This window comes from Streptomyces sp. NPDC104307, assembly GCF_055584045.1.
Genome location: NZ_JBVJMU010000025.1, coordinates 44,367 through 67,242 on the forward strand (window position 1 = coordinate 44,367; position 22,876 = coordinate 67,242).

The 22,876-nt window shown below is 68.2% G+C and carries 31 protein-coding genes and 1 tRNA gene; 26 read left to right on the plus strand and 6 right to left on the minus strand.

What is annotated here, in order from left to right:
* Positions 1 to 338 precede the first annotated feature (338 nt).
* The 4 genes from rpsL (at position 339) to tuf (ending at position 4,706) form a co-directional block, all read left to right on the plus strand.
* Positions 339 to 710 carry a 30S ribosomal protein S12 gene (rpsL, locus tag ACZ601_RS36815; protein ID WP_003948652.1) on the plus strand — a complete coding sequence of 124 codons (372 nt, stop codon included), beginning with the start codon at positions 339 to 341 and terminating at the stop codon, positions 708 to 710.
* A 2-nt stretch (positions 711 to 712) separates the two neighbouring features.
* Positions 713 to 1,183, plus strand: a complete 471-nt coding sequence (gene rpsG, locus ACZ601_RS36820; protein WP_014154599.1) for a 30S ribosomal protein S7 — start codon at positions 713 to 715, stop codon at positions 1,181 to 1,183.
* A 38-nt stretch (positions 1,184 to 1,221) separates the two neighbouring features.
* Positions 1,222 to 3,351, plus strand: coding sequence for an elongation factor G (gene fusA / locus ACZ601_RS36825; protein WP_440573659.1), 2,130 nt, complete (start codon positions 1,222 to 1,224; stop codon positions 3,349 to 3,351).
* Between the two features lie 161 nt (positions 3,352 to 3,512).
* Entirely contained in the window at positions 3,513 to 4,706 is a 1,194-nt protein-coding gene (gene tuf, locus ACZ601_RS36830) for an elongation factor Tu (protein ID WP_073732686.1), read from the plus strand.
* Between the two features lie 94 nt (positions 4,707 to 4,800).
* Here tuf and ACZ601_RS36835 read toward each other — a convergent pair whose 3' ends face one another.
* The 6 genes from ACZ601_RS36835 to ACZ601_RS36860 form a co-directional block, all read right to left on the minus strand.
* Positions 4,801 to 5,271, minus strand: coding sequence for a GNAT family N-acetyltransferase (locus tag ACZ601_RS36835; protein ID WP_469546089.1), 471 nt, complete (start codon positions 5,269 to 5,271; stop codon positions 4,801 to 4,803).
* 43 nt (positions 5,272 to 5,314) lie between these two features.
* Positions 5,315 to 5,388: transfer RNA gene (locus ACZ601_RS36840), tRNA-OTHER, on the minus strand.
* Positions 5,389 to 5,461: 73 nt separating this feature from the next.
* Positions 5,462 to 5,677: a hypothetical protein gene (locus ACZ601_RS36845; RefSeq protein WP_469546092.1), complete on the minus strand. Its 216-nt coding sequence runs from the start codon at positions 5,675 to 5,677 to the stop codon at positions 5,462 to 5,464.
* A 167-nt stretch (positions 5,678 to 5,844) separates the two neighbouring features.
* Positions 5,845 to 6,810, minus strand: coding sequence for a helix-turn-helix domain-containing protein (locus ACZ601_RS36850; RefSeq protein ID WP_469546095.1), 966 nt, complete (start codon positions 6,808 to 6,810; stop codon positions 5,845 to 5,847).
* 345 nt (positions 6,811 to 7,155) lie between these two features.
* Positions 7,156 to 9,624 (minus strand): RNA repair domain-containing protein, encoded by a 2,469-nt coding sequence (locus tag ACZ601_RS36855; protein ID WP_469546097.1) that lies wholly within the window; start codon positions 9,622 to 9,624, stop codon positions 7,156 to 7,158.
* Positions 9,624 to 11,303, minus strand: coding sequence for an RNA ligase family protein (locus ACZ601_RS36860; protein ID WP_469546100.1), 1,680 nt, complete (start codon positions 11,301 to 11,303; stop codon positions 9,624 to 9,626). Before ACZ601_RS36860 ends, ACZ601_RS36855 begins: the two co-directional genes overlap by 1 nt.
* 212 nt (positions 11,304 to 11,515) lie before the next feature.
* On the opposite strand from ACZ601_RS36860, the gene ACZ601_RS36865 reads away from it, so the two are divergent.
* From ACZ601_RS36865 to rplO, 22 genes are all read left to right on the plus strand, one after another.
* Complete coding sequence (locus ACZ601_RS36865; protein WP_469546103.1) at positions 11,516 to 12,718, plus strand: hypothetical protein; 1,203 nt, start codon at positions 11,516 to 11,518, stop codon at positions 12,716 to 12,718.
* A 422-nt stretch (positions 12,719 to 13,140) separates the two neighbouring features.
* Positions 13,141 to 13,449, plus strand: a complete 309-nt coding sequence (gene rpsJ, locus ACZ601_RS36870; protein WP_003948644.1) for a 30S ribosomal protein S10 — start codon at positions 13,141 to 13,143, stop codon at positions 13,447 to 13,449.
* A 14-nt stretch (positions 13,450 to 13,463) separates the two neighbouring features.
* Positions 13,464 to 14,108, plus strand: a complete 645-nt coding sequence (gene rplC, locus ACZ601_RS36875; RefSeq protein WP_014154591.1) for a 50S ribosomal protein L3 — start codon at positions 13,464 to 13,466, stop codon at positions 14,106 to 14,108.
* Between the two features lie 4 nt (positions 14,109 to 14,112).
* A complete protein-coding gene (gene rplD, locus ACZ601_RS36880) occupies positions 14,113 to 14,766 on the plus strand; it encodes a 50S ribosomal protein L4 (protein ID WP_073732676.1) in 654 nt (217 codons plus the stop codon).
* Complete coding sequence (gene rplW / locus ACZ601_RS36885) at positions 14,766 to 15,089, plus strand: 50S ribosomal protein L23 (protein ID WP_014154589.1); 324 nt, start codon at positions 14,766 to 14,768, stop codon at positions 15,087 to 15,089. Before rplD ends, rplW begins: the two co-directional genes overlap by 1 nt.
* 39 nt (positions 15,090 to 15,128) lie before the next feature.
* A complete protein-coding gene (rplB, locus tag ACZ601_RS36890; RefSeq protein WP_024494973.1) occupies positions 15,129 to 15,965 on the plus strand; it encodes a 50S ribosomal protein L2 in 837 nt (278 codons plus the stop codon).
* Positions 15,966 to 15,977: 12 nt separating this feature from the next.
* A complete protein-coding gene (rpsS, locus tag ACZ601_RS36895) occupies positions 15,978 to 16,259 on the plus strand; it encodes a 30S ribosomal protein S19 (protein WP_015610726.1) in 282 nt (93 codons plus the stop codon).
* A gap of 42 nt (positions 16,260 to 16,301) precedes the next feature.
* On the plus strand, positions 16,302 to 16,649 hold the full coding sequence (gene rplV / locus ACZ601_RS36900; protein WP_073733141.1) for a 50S ribosomal protein L22: 348 nt from the start codon (positions 16,302 to 16,304) through the stop codon (positions 16,647 to 16,649).
* Entirely contained in the window at positions 16,649 to 17,485 is an 837-nt protein-coding gene (gene rpsC / locus ACZ601_RS36905) for a 30S ribosomal protein S3 (RefSeq protein ID WP_123461067.1), read from the plus strand. The genes rplV and rpsC overlap by 1 nt, the downstream gene beginning before the upstream one ends.
* A 5-nt stretch (positions 17,486 to 17,490) precedes the next feature.
* Positions 17,491 to 17,910 carry a 50S ribosomal protein L16 gene (gene rplP, locus ACZ601_RS36910; RefSeq protein WP_003966953.1) on the plus strand — a complete coding sequence of 140 codons (420 nt, stop codon included), beginning with the start codon at positions 17,491 to 17,493 and terminating at the stop codon, positions 17,908 to 17,910.
* Positions 17,910 to 18,134: a 50S ribosomal protein L29 gene (gene rpmC / locus ACZ601_RS36915; protein ID WP_024494976.1), complete on the plus strand. Its 225-nt coding sequence runs from the start codon at positions 17,910 to 17,912 to the stop codon at positions 18,132 to 18,134. The genes rplP and rpmC overlap by 1 nt, the downstream gene beginning before the upstream one ends.
* Positions 18,134 to 18,418 carry a 30S ribosomal protein S17 gene (gene rpsQ, locus ACZ601_RS36920; RefSeq protein ID WP_024494977.1) on the plus strand — a complete coding sequence of 95 codons (285 nt, stop codon included), beginning with the start codon at positions 18,134 to 18,136 and terminating at the stop codon, positions 18,416 to 18,418. Before rpmC ends, rpsQ begins: the two co-directional genes overlap by 1 nt.
* A gap of 107 nt (positions 18,419 to 18,525) precedes the next feature.
* Positions 18,526 to 18,894 (plus strand): 50S ribosomal protein L14, encoded by a 369-nt coding sequence (rplN, locus tag ACZ601_RS36925; RefSeq protein WP_003966950.1) that lies wholly within the window; start codon positions 18,526 to 18,528, stop codon positions 18,892 to 18,894.
* Between the two features lie 2 nt (positions 18,895 to 18,896).
* Positions 18,897 to 19,220, plus strand: a complete 324-nt coding sequence (rplX, locus tag ACZ601_RS36930) for a 50S ribosomal protein L24 (protein WP_018550616.1) — start codon at positions 18,897 to 18,899, stop codon at positions 19,218 to 19,220.
* Positions 19,220 to 19,777, plus strand: a complete 558-nt coding sequence (gene rplE, locus ACZ601_RS36935) for a 50S ribosomal protein L5 (RefSeq protein WP_018550615.1) — start codon at positions 19,220 to 19,222, stop codon at positions 19,775 to 19,777. Before rplX ends, rplE begins: the two co-directional genes overlap by 1 nt.
* A gap of 2 nt (positions 19,778 to 19,779) precedes the next feature.
* Positions 19,780 to 19,965 carry a type Z 30S ribosomal protein S14 gene (locus tag ACZ601_RS36940; RefSeq protein WP_024491590.1) on the plus strand — a complete coding sequence of 62 codons (186 nt, stop codon included), beginning with the start codon at positions 19,780 to 19,782 and terminating at the stop codon, positions 19,963 to 19,965.
* Between the two features lie 224 nt (positions 19,966 to 20,189).
* Complete coding sequence (gene rpsH, locus ACZ601_RS36945) at positions 20,190 to 20,588, plus strand: 30S ribosomal protein S8 (protein WP_024491591.1); 399 nt, start codon at positions 20,190 to 20,192, stop codon at positions 20,586 to 20,588.
* Positions 20,589 to 20,609: 21 nt separating this feature from the next.
* Positions 20,610 to 21,149, plus strand: coding sequence for a 50S ribosomal protein L6 (rplF, locus tag ACZ601_RS36950; protein ID WP_311303763.1), 540 nt, complete (start codon positions 20,610 to 20,612; stop codon positions 21,147 to 21,149).
* Positions 21,150 to 21,152: 3 nt separating this feature from the next.
* Positions 21,153 to 21,536 carry a 50S ribosomal protein L18 gene (gene rplR, locus ACZ601_RS36955; RefSeq protein ID WP_024491593.1) on the plus strand — a complete coding sequence of 128 codons (384 nt, stop codon included), beginning with the start codon at positions 21,153 to 21,155 and terminating at the stop codon, positions 21,534 to 21,536.
* Between the two features lie 47 nt (positions 21,537 to 21,583).
* Positions 21,584 to 22,183, plus strand: coding sequence for a 30S ribosomal protein S5 (rpsE, locus tag ACZ601_RS36960; protein ID WP_024491594.1), 600 nt, complete (start codon positions 21,584 to 21,586; stop codon positions 22,181 to 22,183).
* Entirely contained in the window at positions 22,183 to 22,365 is a 183-nt protein-coding gene (gene rpmD, locus ACZ601_RS36965; protein WP_024491595.1) for a 50S ribosomal protein L30, read from the plus strand. The genes rpsE and rpmD overlap by 1 nt, the downstream gene beginning before the upstream one ends.
* Position 22,366: 1 nt before the next feature.
* Positions 22,367 to 22,822 carry a 50S ribosomal protein L15 gene (gene rplO, locus ACZ601_RS36970; RefSeq protein ID WP_073732675.1) on the plus strand — a complete coding sequence of 152 codons (456 nt, stop codon included), beginning with the start codon at positions 22,367 to 22,369 and terminating at the stop codon, positions 22,820 to 22,822.
* Positions 22,823 to 22,876 lie beyond the last annotated feature (54 nt).

The window sequence follows — 22,876 nt, forward strand, 5'->3', positions numbered from 1 at the left end:
GGTGGCCGCCCTCCGGCGTGCTGCGGGAGCCCGCCCGGCCGGCCGCGCAGGGGCCCGGGGGCGCTCCTGAGGAGGGGCTCGCCCGGATGGCGCGTCCGGGTGGACAACACTTGTTTTGACCGGAGTCGATGAGGTAGGTACGATCAGACCTTGTGCCTGGGGTGTGCCTGGGCTCGTGTGCGTGTCCTCAACCGCACGGCGAGTCCGTCTTTGGCCACCGTGATCTGTGTATGAGCCGCCTTCACGGCAGTGACCCGCAGTATTCGACACACCCGACCGCGTGGGTCGGAGTTGTTTCAGGTTAGTTTCACCGACGGCACACAGAAACCGGAGAAGTAGTGCCTACGATTCAGCAGCTGGTCCGGAAGGGCCGGCAGGACAAGGTCGAGAAGAACAAGACGCCCGCGCTTGAGGGTTCTCCCCAGCGCCGCGGCGTCTGCACGCGTGTGTTCACGACCACCCCGAAGAAGCCGAACTCCGCGCTCCGGAAGGTCGCACGTGTGCGTCTGACCTCCGGCATCGAGGTCACGGCCTACATCCCGGGTGAGGGACACAACCTGCAGGAGCACTCCATCGTGCTCGTGCGTGGTGGCCGTGTGAAGGACCTGCCGGGTGTTCGTTACAAGATCATCCGCGGCTCGCTCGACACCCAGGGTGTCAAGAACCGCAAGCAGGCCCGCAGCCGCTACGGCGCCAAGAAGGAGAAGTAAGAATGCCTCGTAAGGGCCCCGCCCCGAAGCGCCCGGTCATCATTGACCCGGTCTACAGCTCTCCTCTTGTCACCTCGCTGATCAACAAGATCCTCCTCGACGGCAAGCGTTCCACCGCCGAGCGGATCGTGTACGGCGCCATGGAAGGCCTCCGCGAGAAGACCGGCGCTGACCCGGTCATCACGCTGAAGCGCGCGCTTGAGAACGTCAAGCCCTCGCTTGAGGTCAAGTCCCGCCGTGTCGGTGGCGCCACCTACCAGGTGCCGATCGAGGTCAAGCCCGGTCGTGCCGCGACCCTCTCGCTGCGCTGGATCGTCGGTTACTCCCGCGCCCGTCGCGAGAAGACGATGACCGAGCGGCTCATGAACGAGCTGCTCGACGCCTCCAACGGTCTTGGCGCTGCCGTCAAGAAGCGCGAGGACACCCACAAGATGGCCGAGTCGAACAAGGCCTTCGCGCACTACCGCTGGTAGTCGCTTACCCCATCGAGACCGAGAGAAGATTGAGCCTTATGGCCACCACTTCGCTTGACCTGGCCAAGGTCCGCAACATCGGGATCATGGCCCACATCGACGCGGGCAAGACGACCACCACCGAGCGGATCCTCTTCTACACCGGCGTCTCGTACAAGATCGGTGAAGTCCACGACGGCGCTGCCACGATGGACTGGATGGAGCAGGAGCAGGAGCGCGGCATCACTATCACGTCTGCCGCGACGACCTGCCACTGGCCGCTCAATGATGTTGACCACACGATCAACATCATCGACACCCCGGGTCACGTCGACTTCACCGTCGAGGTGGAGCGTTCGCTCCGCGTCCTCGACGGCGCTGTCACCGTGTTCGACGGTGTGGCCGGCGTCGAGCCGCAGTCCGAGACCGTCTGGCGTCAGGCGGACCGCTACGGCGTGCCGCGTATCTGCTTCGTCAACAAGCTCGACCGCACGGGTGCCGAGTTCCACCGCTGTGTCGACATGATCGTCGACCGCCTTGGTGCCGTCCCGCTCGTCATGCAGCTCCCCATCGGCGCAGAGGCCGACTTCAAGGGCGTCGTCGACCTCGTGTCGATGAAGGCCTTCGTGTGGCCCGAAGAGGCCGCCAAGGGCGAGATGTACGACACGATCGAGATCCCGGACACCCACAAGGAAGCTGCCGAGGAATGGCGCGGCAAGCTCCTTGAGGCCGTCTCCGAGAACGACGACGAGATGATGGAGCTGTACCTGGAGGGCGTCGAGCCCACCCAGGACCAGCTGCACGAGGCGATCCGCCGGATCACCCTCGCGTCGAAGGGTTCCGCCGACTCCGTCACGGTCACCCCGGTGTTCTGTGGCACCGCGTTCAAGAACAAGGGCGTCCAGCCCCTGCTCGACGCGGTCGTCCGTTACCTGCCTTCCCCCCTGGACGTCGAGGCCATCGAGGGCCACGACGTCAAGGACCCCGAGAAGGTCATCGAGCGCAAGCCTTCGGACGACGAGCCGTTCTCCGGCCTGGCGTTCAAGATCGCGAGCGACCCGCACCTCGGAAAGCTCACCTTCGTCCGGATCTACTCCGGTCGCCTTGAGGCCGGCACCGCGGTGCTGAACTCGGTCAAGGGCAAGAAGGAGCGCATCGGCAAGATCTACCGCATGCACGCGAACAAGCGTGAGGAGATCGCGTCGGTGGGCGCGGGCGACATCATCGCTGTCATGGGCCTCAAGCAGACCACGACCGGTGAGACGCTCTGTGACGACAAGAACCCGGTGATCCTGGAGTCCATGGACTTCCCGGCGCCGGTCATCGAGGTCGCCATCGAGCCGAAGTCCAAGGGCGACCAGGAGAAGCTGGGTGTCGCCATCCAGCGCCTCTCCGAGGAGGACCCCTCCTTCCAGGTGCACTCCGACGAGGAGACCGGCCAGACCATCATCGGTGGTATGGGCGAGCTTCACCTCGAAGTGCTCGTCGACCGCATGAAGCGCGAGTTCCGCGTCGAGGCGAACGTCGGCAAGCCGCAGGTCGCGTACCGCGAGACGATCCGCAAGGCCGTCGACCGTATCGACTTCACGCACAAGAAGCAGACTGGTGGTACCGGCCAGTTCGCGAAGGTGCAGATTGCCATCGAGCCCATCGAGGGCGGCGACGCGTCGTACGAGTTCGTCAACAAGGTCACCGGTGGCCGCATCCCCCGGGAGTACATCCCCTCGGTGGACGCGGGTGCTCAGGAAGCCATGCAGTTCGGCATCCTGGCCGGCTACGAGATGGTGGGCGTCCGCGTCACCCTTCTCGACGGTGGTTACCACGAGGTCGACTCCTCGGAGCTGGCCTTCAAGATCGCCGGTTCGCAGGCGTTCAAGGAGGGTGCCCGCAGGGCGTCCCCCGTGCTCATGGAGCCGATGATGTCCGTGGAGGTCACGACCCCCGAGGACTACATGGGTGACGTGATCGGTGACCTCAACTCCCGCCGTGGCCAGATCCAGGCCATGGAGGAGCGCAGCGGCGCTCGCGTCGTGAAGGGCCTCGTGCCCCTCTCGGAGATGTTCGGCTACGTCGGAGACCTCCGCAGCAAGACCTCGGGTCGCGCAAGCTACTCGATGCAGTTCGACTCCTACGCCGAGGTTCCGCGGAACGTCGCCGAGGAGATCATCGCGAAGGCCAAGGGCGAGTAACTCTCCCGAGCTCACGCTTTAGGCTTGTCACCGGAGCCCGGTGGGGCATTCGGCACAGCGCGCAAGCACTGTGCCGAATGCCCCCGGGTCCCGGCATCCCAGCAAAGATCACCTGGCGCCGATGAAGCAAGGCGTACAGAACCACTCCGCAGGAGGACCCAGTGGCGAAGGCAAAGTTCGAGCGGACTAAGCCGCACGTCAACATCGGCACCATCGGTCACATTGACCACGGTAAGACGACCCTCACGGCCGCCATTACCAAGGTGCTGCACGACGCGTACCCGGACCTGAACGAGGCCTCGGCCTTCGACCAGATCGACAAGGCTCCTGAGGAGCGCCAGCGCGGTATCACCATCTCGATCGCGCACGTCGAGTACCAGACGGAGTCGCGTCACTACGCGCACGTCGACTGCCCGGGTCACGCTGACTACATCAAGAACATGATCACGGGTGCGGCGCAGATGGACGGCGCCATCCTCGTCGTCGCCGCGACCGACGGCCCGATGCCGCAGACCAAGGAGCACGTGCTCCTGGCCCGCCAGGTCGGCGTTCCGTACATCGTCGTCGCCCTGAACAAGGCCGACATGGTGGACGACGAGGAGATCCTGGAGCTCGTTGAGCTCGAGGTCCGTGAGCTCCTCTCCGAGTACGAGTTCCCGGGCGACGACCTTCCGGTCGTCAAGGTCTCGGCGCTCAAGGCTCTTGAGGGTGACAAGGAGTGGGGCCAGACCGTCCTCGACCTGATGAAGGCCGTCGACGAGTCCATCCCGCAGCCCGAGCGTGACGTCGAGAAGCCGTTCCTGATGCCGATCGAGGACGTCTTCACGATCACCGGTCGTGGCACCGTCGTCACCGGTCGTATCGAGCGTGGTGTCCTCAAGGTCAACGAGACCGTCGACATCGTCGGTATCAAGACCGAGAAGACCACCACCACGGTCACCGGCATCGAGATGTTCCGCAAGCTGCTCGACGAGGGCCAGGCCGGTGAGAACGTCGGTCTGCTCCTCCGTGGCATCAAGCGCGAGGACGTCGAGCGCGGCCAGGTCATCATCAAGCCCGGTTCGGTCACGCCGCACACCGAGTTCGAGGCCCAGTCCTACATCCTGTCGAAGGACGAGGGTGGCCGTCACACCCCCTTCTTCAACAACTACCGCCCGCAGTTCTACTTCCGTACCACGGACGTGACGGGCGTTGTGACCCTCCCCGAGGGCACCGAGATGGTCATGCCGGGTGACAACACCCTCATGAACGTCGCGCTGATCCAGCCGGTCGCCATGGAAGAGGGCCTGAAGTTCGCCATCCGTGAGGGTGGCCGGACCGTGGGCGCCGGCCAGGTCACCAAGATCCTCAAGTAAGTCCTTGAGCGTCTGACCTGGTAGCTCCGCACAGAGCACCGAGAAGGGCCCCCTCCCATCGCGCAAGCGGTGGGAGGGGGCCCTTCTTCTTGTCTCAAGCGGTGGGTACGGGCGGCGGCCGGCGCACCATGAACGCGTCGACCGGGTCCTCGCGCTCCAGGACGAACCCGTGCCGCTCGTACAGCCGCCGGGCCGCGCTGCCCTGGAGCACGTCGAGGCGGACCGTGACCCCTTCGGCGTCGGTGCGGGCCAGCAGCTCGCGCAGCACCGCCGAGCCGATGCCCGCGCCCTGGAGTTCCTCGGCGAGGAAGAAGCTCTCCAGGCACAGACCGCCCTCGGCCGGCCGGAGGGTGACACATCCGCCGAAGCGTCCGTCCACGACGATGATCGAGGTGCACTCCGGCAGATAGGAGTCACGCATCCGCTGACGGACCCGGTGCTCGTCGTAGCGCCCCAGGCGGACGAGATCCGGGCGCATCACGACGGCTCGGATCTCGACTATCGCCTCAAGGTCCTCGGGGGTGGCGGGGCGCAGCGCCCAGGCTTGAGTGGTACGTACATGCATGGCGGGATTGTGCCAGAGGCGGGGCCGGGAAGCGCAGGTGGGACGGGGCGGACCGGATTCGAACCGGTGTCCTCCCACATGATGTGAAGGCGCGACAACCACTGCGCTACGCACCCCGTCCCGCCGGGAATCCTATAGGGCACCGGCGCTCCGGTGCTGTCCAATTACGGGGCAACGCTCAGGGCCGGGGTCAGTGGTCCTCGGTGAAGACGTCCTCGGTCGTGGTCGCGGTGGCGGCGCGGGTGAGCCAGCGGTGCAGGAGCTGGGGGTCGGTGCAGGTGCTGATCTTTTCGCGGGTCTCGTCGGTGAGGGCGATGCCGCGTGCCTGGAGGATCAGCAGGAGGCCTTCTGCCTGGCCCTGGGCCCGGCCTTGGGCTCGGCCTTCGTCCCGGATTTCTTCTGACATGAAGGACTTGTAGAAAGAGGTATCCACGGCCACCAGGTTCCTCCACTGTTGTGCGGCCGGGCGGTTGCCCAGGCCCTGTGCGGTGAGTTCGACGATGGGTTCGGCGATGGTTTCCGGTGCTTCGCGCAATGCGGCGGAGAGCCGTTCGGGGTTGAGGGGGATGGGCGTTACGCGGTGGCGCTGTGCGTGGCAGTTGGGTGTTCGGTTCGGCAGTCGCGGCAGGGCCCTGGCTCTGTGGCGCGGAAGGCGCGTTCGCAGGTGTCGCAGTTCTGGAGCGGGATGACGAGGACCTTGCGGCGGGGCGGGGTGAGGGCGGCTGCGTCGGGGAGTGGGGGCGGCAGCAGGGTCGTGATGCGGTGGCGCAGGAGCTTTGCGGGGTGCTTGACCGGGACAGGGAGGTCGGTGGTGAGGGCGTGGCGGATCGTGTCGGGGTGGCTGTCTCGTTCGAGCCAGGTCACGATGCCGGGGGTGAGGGTCGTGATGTCGCCCTCGGTGAGGGTGAGTTGGGGTGCGTGACGGCGCAGGTCGGCCAGGAACGCGGAGGCGGTCCGGTGCAGTTCCCCGGTGGGTGCGTGTGGCTGGGGGAGCGGCTGGGGTGGAGTCCTGGGGGCAGTGGGCGCCGGTACGTGGACGGGCTCGGGGGCCGGAGCGAGTGGGGCGGCCTGGCGTGGTGGCGGGGCGGTGGGTTTCGTCGGCGGTTTACGGGGCCGGGGTCGGGGTTTTGGGGCGGCCGTCGTGGCGGGCTTGGCGCCGGGCTGGTTGTACGAGACGGTGCGCGTGACCATGCGGCCGTTGGGGAGTCGTACGCGGCTGCGGTGCAGGTAGCCCTCGGCTTCCAGCTCGTGCAGGGCGGCTGTGATGCGGGCCTCGCTCTCCGGGAAGCGGTCGGTGAGCACCTTGATGCCGACCTTCGCCCCGGCGGGCAGCGACTGGATGTGCGCGGCGAGCCCGATCGCGACGAGGGAGAGCTCGTGGTGCTGGGCGAGGTGGTTGCCGATGACGGTGAAGCCGGAGACGTGGCGGGTGTTGACGTGGATGACGCCGGATGTCGGCGTGACGTCGGGCCGGGTGCCGGGGGAGCCGGGAGAGCCGGACTGGGTGCACGGGGGCGCGGTAATCTGCTGGGTATCCATCGGGAAGCGCTCTTCTTCCTCGTGGCCAGGCCCCTGGTTGAGATTCGCGTCTCGCCGGGGGCCGTCTCGTTCTGTGGTTGTCGCGGCGAGCATATGCCAGCCAACCCGTGCCAAATCCAGCCCAGTTGCCATATGTCACCCGTGTGAGTGACGCAGGTCAGGCCGGGTCCGAGTGGGGTTTGGGTGGGTTGTTTTCCCGAGTTCTTTAAAAGCCTTTAGGCGTCGTGGTTGGCCGCGTCGTGGCGCACCGGGTCGTGGCCGAGGGGGTCGTGGGCGCCCGCGACCCGGTGGGTTCGGTCACGGTGCGAGGTCGGGTTCAGTGCCCCGGGCGGGAGCGCGCCGCTTTCAGGCGGGCCCGTCCGCGAACGCCGCGTCCCCGCTCGACCGCAGCGCGGGCAGCCCCACCGGCGCCAGCGACGCGTCCCGGATGCCGCGCAGCAGCTCCGCCCCGATCTCCGCGAGCCGGGGCCCGTCCGGCGGGGTCGCGCCCAGGCCGATCGCGTACCCCGCGCGGCCGTCGGCCGTGAGCGGGCGCGGCCATATACAGGTGTCGGGGGCGCCCGCCTCGGCGAGGGCGGCGCGCAGGGCGAGAAGGCGGCCGCGCAGTCGGCCCTCGTCCGGGCCTGGGCGTGCGGAGGCGAGGGCCCAGGAGGCGTGGCTGTCCCGCAGTACGGGCGGGGCGCAGAGCCGGGGACGCGGGTCCGTGGCGTCCGGCGCCGAGTCCAGGATCTCCCAGGCGCGGTACAGCTCGGCGGTGAGGAGGTCGCGGCCGGCCGCCGAGACCTGCGTGGTGCAGGAACGTACCGGGGCCGTCGGCGTCAGCACCGTGACCGGGTGAGCGGTCGCCGCAGTCCTGCCTACCGGGGGAGCGGTTGTCGCAGCCCGGCCCATCGGGTCATCCGCCGCCGCAGCCGAGCCCAGCGGGGGAGCGGTTGTCGCAGCCCCGCTCATCGGGTCACCGGCCGTTGCGGTCCCGCCCACCGCCTCGTCCCAGTCCCACGCCGCCCAGGTCGCGAAGAAGTGCCGGAGCAGTCCGAGGGGCGGCAGGTCGCCCGACTCGTGTGCGGTACGGGCCGCGAGGACGGTCCAGGCCAGGCCCGGAAGCCCGCCGCAGGGCGCGGAGTCCAGGCCCCTGGCCCTCGCCCAGGCCTTGACGTCCCGGGCGAGAGCCGCGAAGGACGCCCCGTGGGGTTCCGTCGCCGCGAGCACCGCCTCCGCGTCGCTCACCGCGCTCAGCGCGATCGCCGCCGCCTCGCCCAGTTCCGTGCGGTGGCCGACCGCGTCGGCCGGGGGGAGGGACCCCGTCGCCACGATGACCAGGTCCACGCTCAGCCCGTCCAGGCGGAAGCGCAGGCCGGGCACCCGGGCGCCCGTCACTTCGCGCATGTCCCGGACCTCGGGGAGCGCGGCGGCTAGCCGTTGCCGCAGCTCCGCCGTACCGGGCGCGCCTGGCAGCGCCGCCACCAGGTCCAGGTCCGCGTCCGGCAGCGCGCAGCCCATGCGCCGGGAGCCGACGACATGGACCCGGGCGCCGGGGAGAGCGGCGGCGATCCGCTCCCTGCCCGTACCGGCGGCGGTCCGTTCTTTCCCTGCATCGGCGGCGGCGGCCCGTTCCGCGAGTCCTTCCGTTGCTGCTGGTACGGGCGGGCCCAGCTCCACCCGTACCCCGTAGTGGTCGGAGATGTAGAGCCCGTCCGGGCCGGATACCTCGCCGGTCAGGGTTGCAGAGCGGGCGCGCAGCCGGTCCGTGCGCAGCAGCACCCTGTCCAGCCGGGAGACGCGGCCGGAGAGGGAGGAGACAGCCGCCAGGGGGTTCACGGCCGGGTCGAAGGTGGGGGTGTGGTCGGCGGGGCCGTGGATCTCGTGCCAGGCGTCCGTCATCGCCAGCCTGGTCTGCGGGCGGTCGCCGCCGTCGTTGAAGTCGCCCACGAGGAGCAGCTCGCCCTCGATGCCCGCCAACCCCGTTGCCAAATCGGCCAGTTCGGTGTCACGGCGGGCGGCCCCTGCGGGGGAGTGGTCGCTGCTGAGGTGGGTCACGGCCACGGTGACCGGGCAGCCTTCGGCCGTCTGCACCACGGCTGCCGCCACGGCCTTGTGCGGGCCCAGGACGTGCAGCCCCGCCTCGCGCACGTGGAGGCGGCTGAGCAGCAGCAGACCGCAGTCCGCCACGTCCCGGCCCGCCGGTTCCGTGGCGAGCGTGTACCCGTCGCGCACCCAGCCGCTCCCCAGCAGCAGTTCCAGCAGCGCGGGCTCCGCCTCCTGGAGCGCGATGACGTCGGCGTCCGCCGCGTGCAGCGCGTCGAGCAGCAGCGGGCGGCGGCGGGCCGTGTCGATCCGGTCGGCGTCGTACCGGTCCCAGAGGGTGTTCCAGGTCAGCACGGTGAGAGAACCGGCTGGGCTCTTCTGCGCGGCCGGTGACGGTGCCGGCTCCCAGGCGTCCGTGGACGGTGACGGTGCCGGCCCCCAGGCGTCCGTGGACGGTGACGGTGCCGGTTCCCAGGCGTCCGTGGAAGGGGAGTACGCGTGCGGGGTGCGGGACGTGAAGTGGGGGGACGGGAGCCTGCGCGGAGTGCGGATCCGGCCCACGTCCGTCGCGTCGATCCGGTCGGTGCCCGTGGACCGGTCCCACACCACCTCGCCGTCCGCCTCGAAGAACAGCACCCGGTGCCAGGGGATGTCCCCGCCCGGGGTGAACCGCTCCAGCGGCACCCGCTTGGGGCCCCGGCCGCGCTGGGCGACGCCCAGGACGAAGCGAGCCGGGTCGAACCGGGGGTCCCAGCGGACCCGGTGGTAGATGTCCTCGCTCGTACGCATCAGGCCCGGTCCTCCACGGTCGTGCTGCTGCCGATGTACCAGGTGCGGTGCGCCTGGCCCGGGTACGGGGGTACGAACCGGCGCAGCTGGGAGGCCAGTACCTCCGGGGGCACCGGATGGGCGCGACGGGCGTTGCGCGCGGTCAGCTCGTCCTCGCCGGTCCAGGCCACGGCGTGGGTGAGCAGCGCGTCCCGGCGGTGGGCGGTCGCGTGCACCGGGTTGCGCTGGTGCGGGTTGAGCGAGGTGGCGTCCCAGACCACGGTGGCGCCGGGGACCAGGGCCGCGTCCAGCCGTCGCATCCCCTCGCGCAGGACGTCCGCGTTGGCGCTCTGGTCGGCGCGTGAGCCGCGGGCGAGGCGCAGTTCGTCGAGGGAGATATAGGTGTCGGTGCCCGGCAGGGCGCGGCCGAAGGTGCTCTTGCCGCTGCCGGACGGGCCCACCAGGTGGATCAGGCGGGGGAAGTCCCCGTCCCGCCACCGCCAGGTCGCCGCCACCGCCTCCTCCGCTGTGCTGATCCGGCCCAGCGCGTACGCCTCCCGGGCCTGCGCCAGGCAGCGTTCCGCAGCATGGGGCTCCAGCTCCGCGAACGCCTCCCGGAGCCCGTCCGGCTCTCCCACCTCCTCGGCGTGCAGCCGCGACCACTCCACCTGCTCGCGGGCCTCCGGGGTCGCGGCCAGGGCGCCGGCCACCGCGTGCAGCACCGGCAGCCGGGCGGCGAGCGACATCCGCGCCAGTCCGCCGCGCCGCTCCTCGTCCGGGTACGGGCGGTGCAGCGAGGGGGCCAGCCCCACCAGGTCCGCGACGCGGCGGGCGAGCGGCATGCCGAGCGGGCCGGCCAGCGCGGGGGCCAGGGCCGCGCGCCGGTTGCGGTGCAGCAGCGCGGCCAGCACCCCGGACAGCCGGTCGTCCCCGGTGAGGCTCAGCGCGTCCAGAGCGTCGGCGGCGGCGAGGGCGGCGGATTCGTCACCGGGTGCGGCACTCACCGCCGTAGCGAGCGCTGCGGGGGCCACCGGGGCGCCCGAGCGCACGTCCCAGAGCGCGGCGGACGGGCCCAGCGCGTTCTCCACCACCGCCGCGTGCATCCAGTGCGTGTCCGTGACGACATGGCCCGGCCGTACCCACTTGGCCACCCGCCGCCCGAACTCGGCGCCCGTAAAGCTCCCGGCGGGGCGGACGACGTAACCCTCCTGGCGTCCGGTGTCCAGGCGCAGCGCGCGCAGCGTCCGTTCCGCGCGGGCGTCGAACACCCCGCGCCACAGCACCGGCGGGGTCGGGATGCCGAGGCCGTGCAGGAACGCCACGGTCCGGTCCCAGCCCAGGCAGGTGTCCCCGTCCCAGACGGAGAAGCCGTAGAAGTGGGCCGCGAGGTCGTCGTACGGGATGGAGTGCCGGGCGAACACGTTCTCGCCGCAGATCCGCCATCCCGCCGGGATGCGCGGGCCGACGCGTCCCTGGAGCGCCTTGACCCGGGCCCGGGAGGGGTGGTGCGCAGAATCGAGCGAGCGGGCGTGCAGCCCGTCGGCGTAGAGCGTGGTGTTCTCGCCGTCCATCTTCTCCGTGACGACGACCTCCGAGCCGGTGAGTCCGGCGAGGTCCGTGCGGCCGGTGAGCCGTACGTCGTCCGAGGAGGCCCCGGGTGACCAGGGCAGATGCGGTGTCCTCGGATAGTGCGTACGCATGGATTCCCGCCCCCGGTGACGTGCCTGGCCCGGCCGGTCACTTTAGGGGCGTCCGCTCACCGCGCTCGACCGAATTTCGTGGTGGCCCGTGGACTCGGCCAGGCACCGGTTGGATCACGGCTTCGACGCGGTTGTGTGTGCTGTGTGCGCGCGACGTGAACAATGCCCCCGAAGGATCTTGTGCGGTCCCGTCCCACCAGGAAAGCGAGCCCGTGAGCACCGTCCCGCCCTCCGAGCACCCTGACGAGAGACCCGGAGACGGGACGTCCTCGATACCCGACGAGCAGTGGGACGCGTTCCTGCGGGGGTTGGAGGAGGGCGGTGCCCGGGTTGAGCCGAAGGAGCCGTCCGCGCGGGCCCGGATGGTGACGCGCCGGCTGCGTGAGCAGGAAGCGGCGGCTGCCGGCGGCCGGCGGCGATGGTGGCGGAAGCGGACGCCGTCGCCTTCGCCGCCGCCCGGCTGGCGCACCGGGCCGGCCTGGCAGGAGATGAACGGACGGCGCAGCCGGCTCCGCACGGTTCGCACGGTGTTCGTGCTGGCGCTGGTGACGGGGGTGACCCTGGTCGTCATACGGCCGTCGTTGCTGCTGGACCGGCTCCCGGGCCACCACGCCGCCGCCGGGCCCGAAGCCTCGCCGCTGCCCGCCGAGACGGTGCGGCCGTCCGCCGCCCCCGTCGACCGGGCCGGACTGCCCACCCGCACGCACCCGTTCCGCGGCTCGCCCGCCGAGCGGTGGGCCTCCGGGGCCGAAGGCATCGTGCCGCCGGAGGCGAAGGCGGTGGGCGGGATGAGCAAGGCGGACGTGGCGCTCGCCCTGCGCGGGACGAAGGAGTTCCTGGTCGGCGCCAATCTGGACCCGGTCGTCCTGCGGGGCGGGCGGCCCACCGCAGCGATGGCCCTGCTCGACCCGAAGCAGCCGGACACGCTGACCGGACTGCGGCGCGCCCTGGGCGACCCGGACGAGAAGCACGACCCGCTGAGCCTGGTGACCCGCTTCGATCCGGCCGACGTGGCCCCGGCCGGTGACGTGGTCAAGGTGCGCGGACGCATGACCTTCGCCGCGGGGGAGCGGGGCGAGCTGCGGGTGCACGCGGACTACACGTTCGTCTACCCGGTGGTGCGGGCGGGCAGGGACGGTGCGGTGACCCGGACGATCATCCGCCGGGACCTGACCACGGCCCTGCTGGACCCGGGCAAGTGGAAGGCGACCCGTGGCAAGCTCAGCCTCAGGACGTACGACAGCGAGGCCGGTAACAGCGAGTGCGGTGTCCATGACGGGTACTACCACCCGATATTCGACGACCGTGCTCCCACCGGCGCCCCTGCCGACGGTCCTGCCAGGGACCCGTACGACCGGCACCGGTCCCTGCGTGAGGACAACGACGGCCGCTGTGGGACGGTGACCCGCACCTGAAGGGGCCCGGTCCAGGGACCCCGGAGCGTGCCCGCGTTTGACCATTCATCCCCGAGGGGTAAGATCCCCGGCCGATTGGCCAGGCTCACACCCCGTGTGGCACACTGACCAGGTTGCTCGGTTGAGTGTCAATGCTGCGCGCCTCCCGCCGGGAGGACCGGAAGCGAGTCCCACAGTACTCGTCGGCCCCATGGGCCGGACGTACGGGAATCTTTCGGGAAGCGTATGTGTGGCACCGGCCAGGCACCCGGTGGGGTTCCTCCCCCGGCATCCGCGGTCTCAGGCCCGCACCCCCTTGGTTGGGATCTTCTTCGGGAGATCTTCGTAGAGGGGATGCGACACGCCCGACCGCGTGGGTCGGAGGCGGAGTAATCAGAACCCCGGGTTCCAGAGCGTTACGAGAGACAGGACTACTAGTAGCCATGGCGGGACAGAAGATCCGCATCCGGCTCAAGGCCTACGACCACGAGGTCATCGACTCCTCGGCGAAGAAGATCGTCGAGACGGTGACCCGCACTGGTGCGTCGGTCGCAGGCCCGGTGCCGCTGCCCACTGAGAAGAACGTGTACTGCGTCATCAAGTCGCCGCACAAGTACAAGGACTCGCGCGAGCACTTCGAGATGCGCACGCACAAGCGCCTCATCGACATTCTCGACCCCACGCCGAAGACGGTTGACTCGCTGATGCGCCTCGACCTGCCGGCGGGCGTCGACATCGAGATCAAGCTCTGAGGGGACGGGCCGAGATGAGCAAGAACATCAAGGGCGTCCTGGGCGAGAAGCTCGGCATGACCCAGGTCTGGGACGAGAACAACCGGGTTGTCCCGGTGACCGTCGTCAAGGCCGGTCCGTGCGTCGTGACGCAGGTCCGTACGAACGACAGCGACGGCTACGAGTCGGTCCAGATCGCCTTCGGCGAGATTGACCCGCGCAAGGTGAACAAGCCCCTCAAGGGTCACTTCGCCAAGGCCGACGTCACCCCGCGCCGCCACCTGGTGGAGCTCCGCACCCCTGACGCCAGCGAGTACACGCTGGGCCAGGAGGTCACTGCCGAGGTGTTCGAGTCCGGCGTCAAGGTTGACGTCACGGGCAAGAGCAAGGGCAAGGGCTTCGCCGGTGTCATGAAGCGTCACAACTTCAAGGGCCTCGGCGCCGGCCACGGCGTCCAGCGCAAGCACCGTTCCCCCGGTTCGATCGGTGGCTGTGCCACCCCTGGGCGTGTCTTCAAGGGCATGCGCATGGCCGGTCGGATGGGTAACGAGCGCGTCACCACCCAGAACCTGACCATCCACGCGGTTGACGCGGAGAAGGGTCTGCTGCTCATCAAGGGCGCGGTCCCCGGTCCGAACGGCGGCCTCGTCCTGGTCCGTACCGCGGCCAAGGGGGCTTGAGGTAATGAGCACCATTGACATCCTTTCGCCGGCAGGCGACAAGGCCGGTACCGTCGAGCTCCCCGCGGAGATCTTCGACGCGAAGACCAGCGTTCCGCTGATCCACCAGGTCGTTGTCGCCCAGCTGGCAGCTGCCCGTCAGGGCACGCACAAGACCAAGCGTCGTGGCGAGGTCCGCGGTGGTGGGCGCAAGCCTTACCGCCAGAAGGGCACCGGCCGCGCGCGCCAGGGTTCGACCCGCGCACCGCAGTTCGTCGGCGGTGGCGTCGTCCACGGCCCGCAGCCGCGTGACTACTCGCAGCGCACCCCGAAGAAGATGAAGGCCGCCGCCCTGCGCGGTGCCCTCTCCGACCGGGCGCGCCACTCCCGCATCCACGTCGTCACCGGCGTGGTCGAGGGTGCCGCGGTCTCCACGAAGGCAGCGAAGTCGCTGTTCGGCAAGATCTCGGAGCGCAAGAACGTGCTCCTGGTCGTCGACCGCAACGACGAGGCCGCGTGGCTCTCCGCACGCAACCTGCCCCAGGTGCACATCCTGGACCCGGGCCAGCTGAACACGTACGACGTGATCGTCTCTGACGACGTGGTCTTCACTCAGGCCGCTTTCGAGTCCTTCGTGTCTGGCCCCCAGACCGCTGAGACCGAAGGGAGCGACGCCTGATGAGCGAGGCGACCGTTACCAGCAAGACCTACTCCGACCCGCGTGACGTTCTCGTCAAGCCGGTTGTTTCGGAGAAGAGCTACGCGCTGCTCGACGAGAACAAGTACACGTTCATCGTCGCGCCCGGCTCCAACAAGACCCAGATCAAGCAGGCCGTCGAAGCGGTCTTCTCGGTCAAGGTCACCGGGGTCAACACGATCAACCGGCAGGGTAAGCGCAAGCGCACCAAGACCGGTTTCGGCAAGCGCGCTGACACCAAGCGCGCCATCGTGACCCTCGCTGAGGGCGACCGAATCGACATCTTCGGCGGCCCGACCTCCTAACGGAGGTCGAGTCGTCCGGAATCGGACGAGGACTGAGAAATGGGTATCCGCAAGTACAAGCCGACGACCCCGGGCCGTCGTGGCTCCAGCGTCGCCGACTTTGTCGAGATCACGCGGTCCACGCCGGAGAAGTCGCTGGTCCGCCCCCTGCACAGCAAGGGCGGCCGTAACAACACCGGTCGTGTGACCGTTCGCCACCAGGGTGGTGGCCACAAGCGCGCCTACCGCGTGATCGACTTCCGTCGTCACGACAAGGACGGCGTGCCGGCCAAGGTCGCGCACATCGAGTACGACCCGAACCGCACCGCGCGCATCGCGCTCCTGCACTACGCCGACGGCGAGAAGCGCTACATCATCGCGCCGCGCGGCCTGGGTCAGGGCGACCGTGTCGAGAACGGCCCGGCCGCCGACATCAAGCCCGGTAACAACCTGGCGCTGCGCAACATCCCGGTCGGTACGACCATCCACGCCATCGAGCTGCGGCCCGGCGGCGGCGCGAAGTTCGCCCGTTCCGCGGGTGCCTCCGTGCAGCTGCTGGCGAAGGAGGGCACCATGGCCCACCTTCGTATGCCGTCGGGTGAGATCCGTCTGGTCGACGCCCGCTGCCGCGCCACGATCGGTGAGGTCGGCAACGCCGAGCAGTCGAACATCAACTGGGGCAAGGCCGGTCGCATGCGCTGGAAGGGCGTTCGCCCGTCCGTCCGCGGTGTTGCGATGAACCCGGTCGACCACCCGCACGGTGGTGGTGAAGGCAAGACCTCCGGTGGACGTCACCCGGTCTCGCCGTGGGGTCAGAAGGAGGGTCGTACTCGCTCGCCGAAGAAGGCATCGAGCAAGTACATCGTCCGCCGCCGCAAGACGAACAAGAAGCGCTAGGAGCGGGTTTAGATGCCGCGCAGTCTCAAGAAGGGGCCCTTCGTCGACGGCCACCTCGTCAAGAAGGTGGACGTACAGAACGAAGCCGGCACCAAGAACGTCATCAAGACCTGGTCCCGTCGCTCGATGATCATCCCGGCCATGCTGGGTCACACCATCGCGGTGCACAACGGCAAGATCCACGTCCCGGTGTTCGTCACCGAGTCGATGGTCGGCCACAAGCTCGGCGAGTTCTCGCCGACTCGCACCTTCCGCGGCCACGTCAAGGACGACCGGAAGTCGAAGCGCCGCTAGCGCGGGGTGGAAACGACTATGACTCACACCGAAGGGACAACCATGGAAGCCAGGGCCCAGGCGCGGTACATCCGCGTCACGCCCATGAAGGCCCGCCGAGTGGTGGACCTCATCCGTGGCATGGATGCCACGGAGGCTCAGGCGGTCCTGCGTTTCGCCCCGCAGGCCGCGAGCGTGCCGGTTGGCAAGGTGCTTGACAGCGCCATCGCCAACGCTGCACACAACTACGACCACCCCGACGCTTCTTCGCTGGTCATCAGCGAGGCGTTTGTGGACGAGGGCCCGACCCTGAAGCGGTTCCGTCCGCGTGCTCAGGGCCGTGCCTACCGGATCCGTAAGCGGACCAGCCACATCACCGTGGTCGTCAGCAGCAAGGAAGGAACCCGGTAATGGGCCAGAAGGTTAACCCGCATGGGTTCCGGCTCGGCATTACCACGGACTTCAAGTCCCGTTGGTACGCCGACAAGCTGTACAAGGACTACGTCAAGGAAGACGTCGCCATTCGTCGCATGATGACGAAGGGCATGGAGCGGGCCGGCATCTCGAAGGTCGAGATCGAGCGCACCCGCGACCGCGTCCGCGTTGACATCCACACCGCACGTCCGGGCATCGTCATCGGCCGCCGCGGCGCCGAGGCCGACCGCATCCGCGGCGAGCTGGAGAAGCTGACCGGCAAGCAGGTCCAGCTGAACATCCTTGAGGTCAAGAACCCCGAGGTGGACGCTCAGCTGGTGGCCCAGGCCGTCGCCGAGCAGCTCTCCTCCCGCGTCTCCTTCCGTCGTGCCATGCGCAAGAGCATGCAGAGCACGATGAAGGCCGGCGCCAAGGGCATCAAGATCCAGTGCGGCGGTCGTCTCGGCGGCGCCGAGATGTCCCGCTCGGAGTTCTACCGCGAGGGCCGCGTGCCCCTGCACACGCTCCGTGCGAACGTCGACTACGGCTTCTTCGAGGCCAAGACGACCTTCGGCCGCATCGGTGTGAAGGTCTGGATCTACAAGGGCGACGTCAAGAACATCGCCGAGGTCCGCGCCGAGAACGCTGCTGCCCGCGCTGGCAACCGCCCGGCCCGTGGCGGCGCTGACCGTCCGGCCGGCCGCGGTGGCCGCGGTGGCGAGCGTGGCGGTCGCGGCCGCAAGCCGCAGCAGTCGGCTCCGGCCGCCGAGGCCCCCAAGGCCGAGGCGTCCGCCGCTGCTCCGGCGGCTGAGAGCACCGGAACGGAGGCCTGACCGAAATGCTGATCCCCCGTAGGGTCAAGCACCGCAAGCAGCACCACCCGAAGCGCAGCGGTATGTCCAAGGGTGGCACGCAGGTTGCGTTCGGCGAGTACGGCATCCAGGCGCTGACCCCGGCGTACGTGACGAACCGTCAGATCGAGTCCGCTCGTATCGCGATGACCCGTCACATCAAGCGTGGCGGCAAGGTCTGGATCAACATCTACCCGGACCGTCCCCTGACGAAGAAGCCTGCCGAGACCCGCATGGGTTCCGGTAAGGGTTCTCCCGAGTGGTGGATCGCGAACGTCAAGCCGGGCCGGGTGATGTTCGAGCTGTCCTACCCGAACGAGAAGATTGCTCGTGAGGCGCTCACCCGCGCTGCTCACAAGCTTCCGATGAAGTGCCGGATTGTTCGGCGCGAGGCAGGTGAGTCGTGATGTCGGCCGGTACCAAGACGTCCGAGCTGCGCGAGCTGGGCAACGAGGAGCTCCTCAACAAGCTCCGCGAGGCCAAGGAAGAGCTGTTCAACCTCCGCTTCCAGGCGGCGACCGGACAGCTCGAAAACCACGGCCGGCTCAAGTCCGTCCGTAAGGACATCGCCCGGATCTACACCCTGATGCGTGAGCGCGAGCTCGGCATCGAGACGGTGGAGAGCGTCTGATGAGCGAGAAGACTGTGACTGAGACGAACACTGACCGCGGTTTCCGTAAGACCCGTGAGGGTCTCGTCGTCAGCGACAAGATGGACAAGACCGTCGTCGTCGCTGTCGAGGACCGCGTCAAGCACGCGCTGTACGGCAAGGTCATCCGCCGTACGAACAAGCTCAAGGCTCACGACGAGCAGAACGCCGCCGGTGTCGGCGACCGTGTCATCCTCATGGAGACCCGGCCGCTGTCCGCCACGAAGCGTTGGCGCGTCGTCGAGATCCTTGAGAAGGCCAAGTAATTCCTGAGAGGCATTCCTCTCAGGCAGGTTCCGCCAGGCTCGGTGGGGGTTCGCTCCGGTAACGGAGCGGCCCCCGCCGGGAACCGGCAGACGATCAGGAGATAGACGTGATCCAGCAGGAGTCGCGACTGCGCGTCGCCGACAACACGGGTGCGAAGGAAATTCTCACCATCCGTGTTCTCGGTGGCTCGGGTCGCCGCTACGCGGGCATCGGTGACGTCATCGTCGCCACCGTCAAGGACGCGATCCCCGGTGGCAACGTGAAGAAGGGTGACGTCGTCAAGGCCGTCATCGTTCGCACCGTCAAGGAGCGTCGTCGTCAGGATGGCTCGTACATCCGCTTCGACGAGAACGCCGCCGTCATTCTGAAGAACGACGGCGACCCCCGCGGCACCCGTATCTTCGGCCCGGTGGGCCGTGAGCTGCGCGAGAAGAAGTTCATGAAGATCATCTCGCTCGCGCCGGAGGTGCTGTAAGCATGAAGATCAAGAAGGGCGACCTGGTTCAGGTCATCACCGGTAAGGACAAGGGCAAGCAGGGCAAGGTCATCGTTGCCTACCCTGCTCAGGACCGCGTCCTCGTCGAGGGTGTCAACCGGGTCAAGAAGCACACGAAGGCCGGTCAGACCGCTCGCGGTTCGCAGACCGGTGGCATTGTGACGACCGAGGCCCCCGTCCACGTCAGCAACGTGCAGCTGGTTGTTGAGAAGGACGGCAACAAGGTCGTTACTCGCGTCGGCTACCGCTTTGACGACGAGGGCAACAAGATCCGCGTTGCCAAGCGCACCGGTGAGGACATCTGATGACTACCACCACAGCGCCGCGTCTCAAGACGCGCTACCGCGAGGAAATCGCCGGCAAGCTGCGTGAGGAGTTCTCCTACGAGAACGTCATGCAGATCCCCGGTCTGGTCAAGATCGTGGTCAACATGGGTGTGGGCGACGCCGCCCGCGACTCCAAGCTGATCGATGGCGCCGTGCGCGACCTCACCACGATCACCGGCCAGAAGCCCGCCGTCACCAAGGCCCGCAAGTCGATCGCGCAGTTCAAGCTGCGCGAGGGGCAGCCGATCGGCTGCCACGTCACCCTCCGCGGTGACCGCATGTGGGAGTTCCTGGACCGTACGCTGTCGCTCGCGCTTCCGCGTATCCGTGACTTCCGTGGCCTGTCGCCGAAGCAGTTCGACGGCCGTGGCAACTACACCTTCGGTCTCACGGAGCAGGTCATGTTCCACGAGATCGACCAGGACAAGATCGACCGGGTCCGGGGCATGGACATCACCGTGGTCACCACGGCGACCAATGACGACGAGGGTCGTGCCCTCCTTCGTCACCTCGGCTTCCCGTTCAAGGAGAACTGACCGTGGCGAAGAAGTCCCTGATCGCTAAGGCCGCCCGCAAGCCGAAGTTCGGCGTCCGCGGGTACACCCGCTGCCAGCGCTGCGGCCGGCCCCACTCCGTCTACCGCAAGTTCGGCCTGTGCCGCGTGTGCCTTCGTGAGATGGCTCACCGTGGCGAGCTGCCGGGCGTGACCAAGAGCTCCTGGTAATCCTCCTTCGCCCTCTGGGCGTTGGGATTATCCGGAAGCTCTCGGTAAGTATCTGGTCGGCAGGAGCCCGGCCCCACATGCCGTAGGCTTGTGTGGTTGGGCGCCTGCCGCCCTAGACCGACTTACTACGCCGTAGGTCCCCGCACCGCACCCGTCCCGCCACTGAGTGGGGAGAGGGATGGCGCATACAGGAAACCCCGGCGAGAGAGGCCGAAGGCCAACTCATGACCATGACTGATCCCATCGCAGACATGCTCACGCGTCTGCGTAACGCGAACTCGGCGTATCACGACGACGTCAAGATGCCGCACAGCAAGATCAAGTCGCACATCGCGGAGATCCTCCAGCAGGAGGGCTTCATCACCGGCTGGAAGGTCGAGGACGCCGAGGTCGGCAAGAGCCTCGTTCTCGACCTGAAGTTCGGTCCGAATCGCGAGCGTTCGATCGCCGGCATCAAGCGTATTTCGAAGCCGGGTCTGCGTGTATACGCAAAGTCCACCAATCTGCCGAAGGTTCTCGGCGGCCTGGGCGTGGCGATCATCTCCACGTCCCACGGTCTCCTGACCGGCCAGCAGGCCAGCAAGAAGGGCGTAGGTGGGGAAGTCCTCGCCTACGTCTGGTAGTCGGGAACGGAGGAAAAGCTCATGTCGCGAATCGGCAAGCTCCCCATCCAGGTTCCCGCCGGTGTGGACGTCACCATCGATGGCCGCACGGTCGCAGTGAAGGGCCCCAAGGGTTCCCTCTCGCACACCGTCGCCGCGCCGATCGAGGTCACCAAGGGTGAGGACGGCGTTCTGAACGTCGTCCGCCCGAACGACGAGCGTCAGAACAAGGCCCTTCACGGCCTGTCCCGCACGCTGGTGGCGAACATGATCACCGGCGTGACCACGGGATACATCAAGGCGCTCGAAATCAGCGGTGTCGGTTACCGCGTCCAGGCGAAGGGCTCCAACCTGGAGTTCGCCCTGGGCTACAGCCACCCGATCCTCATCGAGGCCCCCGAAGGCATCACCTTCAAGGTCGAGTCGCCCACGAAGTTCACTGTCGAGGGCATCGACAAGCAGAAGGTCGGCGAGGTCTCGGCGAAGATCCGCAAGCTGCGGAAGCCTGACCCGTACAAGGCCAAGGGCGTCAAGTACGCCGGCGAGGTTATCCGCCGCAAGGTCGGAAAGGCGGGTAAGTAAGCCATGGCATACGGTGTAAAGATCGCCAAGGGCGACGCCTACAAGCGTGCCGCCCTCAAGCGCCGCCACATCCGCGTCCGGAAGCACATCTCCGGTTCGCCCGAGCGTCCGCGCTTGGTTGTGACGCGTTCGAACCGCCACATGGTCGCTCAGGTCATCGACGACATCGCGGGCCACACGCTCGCGTCGGCGTCGACGCTCGACGCTTCCATCCGCGGCGTCGAGGGTGACAAGAGTGCCCTCGCCAAGCAGGTCGGGGCCCTGGTCGCCGAGCGCGCCAAGGCCGCAGGCGTCGAGGCCGTCGTGTTTGACCGCGGTGGTAACCAGTACGCCGGGCGGATTGCCGCTCTGGCTGACGCCGCCCGTGAAGCCGGGCTGAAGTTCTAAGCCCCGGTTCCTACGCACAGCGGACGTAACAGAGAGAGGTAATTCCAATGGCTGGACCCCAGCGCCGCGGAAGCGGTGCCGGTGGCGGCGAGCGGCGGGACCGGAAGGGCCGTGACGGCGCCAGCGCCGCCGAGAAGACCGCGTACGTCGAGCGTGTCGTCGCGATCAACCGTGTCGCCAAGGTCGTGAAGGGTGGTCGTCGCTTCAGCTTCACCGCGCTGGTCGTGGTGGGCGACGGTGACGGCAGCGTCGGTGTCGGATACGGCAAGGCCAAGGAAGTTCCCGCGGCCATCGCCAAGGGCGTTGAAGAGGCCAAGAAGAGCTTCTTCAAGGTTCCGCGTATCCAGGGCACCATCCCGCACCCGATCCAGGGCGAGAAGGCCGCGGGCGTTGTCCTGCTCAAGCCTGCTTCCCCCGGTACCGGTGTGATCGCGGGTGGCCCCGTGCGCGCCGTGCTCGAATGCGCCGGCGTTCACGACATCCTGTCGAAGTCGCTCGGTTCTTCGAACCCGATCAACATCGTGCACGCGACGGTGGCGGCCCTCCAGGGCCTGCAGCGTCCCGAGGAGATCGCGGCCCGCCGCGGTCTGCCCCTTGAGGACGTGGCCCCGGCCGCTCTGCTCCGTGCCCGAGCGGCGGGTGTGTGATGGCTCGCCTCAAGATCACGCAGACCAAGTCGTACATCGGCAGCAAGCAGAACCACCGCGACACCCTTCGTTCGCTCGGGCTCAAGCGCCTGCACGACGTGGTTGTCAAGGAGGACCGCCCCGAGTTCCGCGGAATGGCTAACACCGTCCGCCACCTCGTGACGGTTGAGGAGGTCGACTGACATGGCGGAGAACCAGCCGCTGAAGGCCCACGACCTCCGGCCTGCCCCGGGCGCCAAGACCGCCAAGACCCGTGTGGGTCGAGGCGAGGCGTCCAAGGGTAAGACCGCCGGACGTGGCACCAAGGGCACCAAGGCCCGCTACCAGGTTCCGGAGCGCTTCGAGGGTGGGCAGATGCCCCTCCACATGCGTCTCCCGAAGCTCAAGGGCTTCAAGAACCCGTTCCGTACCGAGTACCAGGTCGTGAACCTGGACAAGCTCGCGACGCTCTACCCCGAGGGTGGAGAGGTCACGGTGGCCGGTCTGGTCGCCAAGGGTGCGGTGCGCAACAACCACCTCGTCAAGGTCCTCGGACAGGGCGAGATCTCCGTGGCGCTGCAGGTTTCGGTTGACGCCGTCTCCGGCTCCGCCAAGGAGAAGATCGCCGCTGCCGGCGGCACCGTCACCGAGCTGGTCTGAGACAACTCGGACACATAGGTGGCCTGAACATCCGACCGGGGATGCCTCTCATAT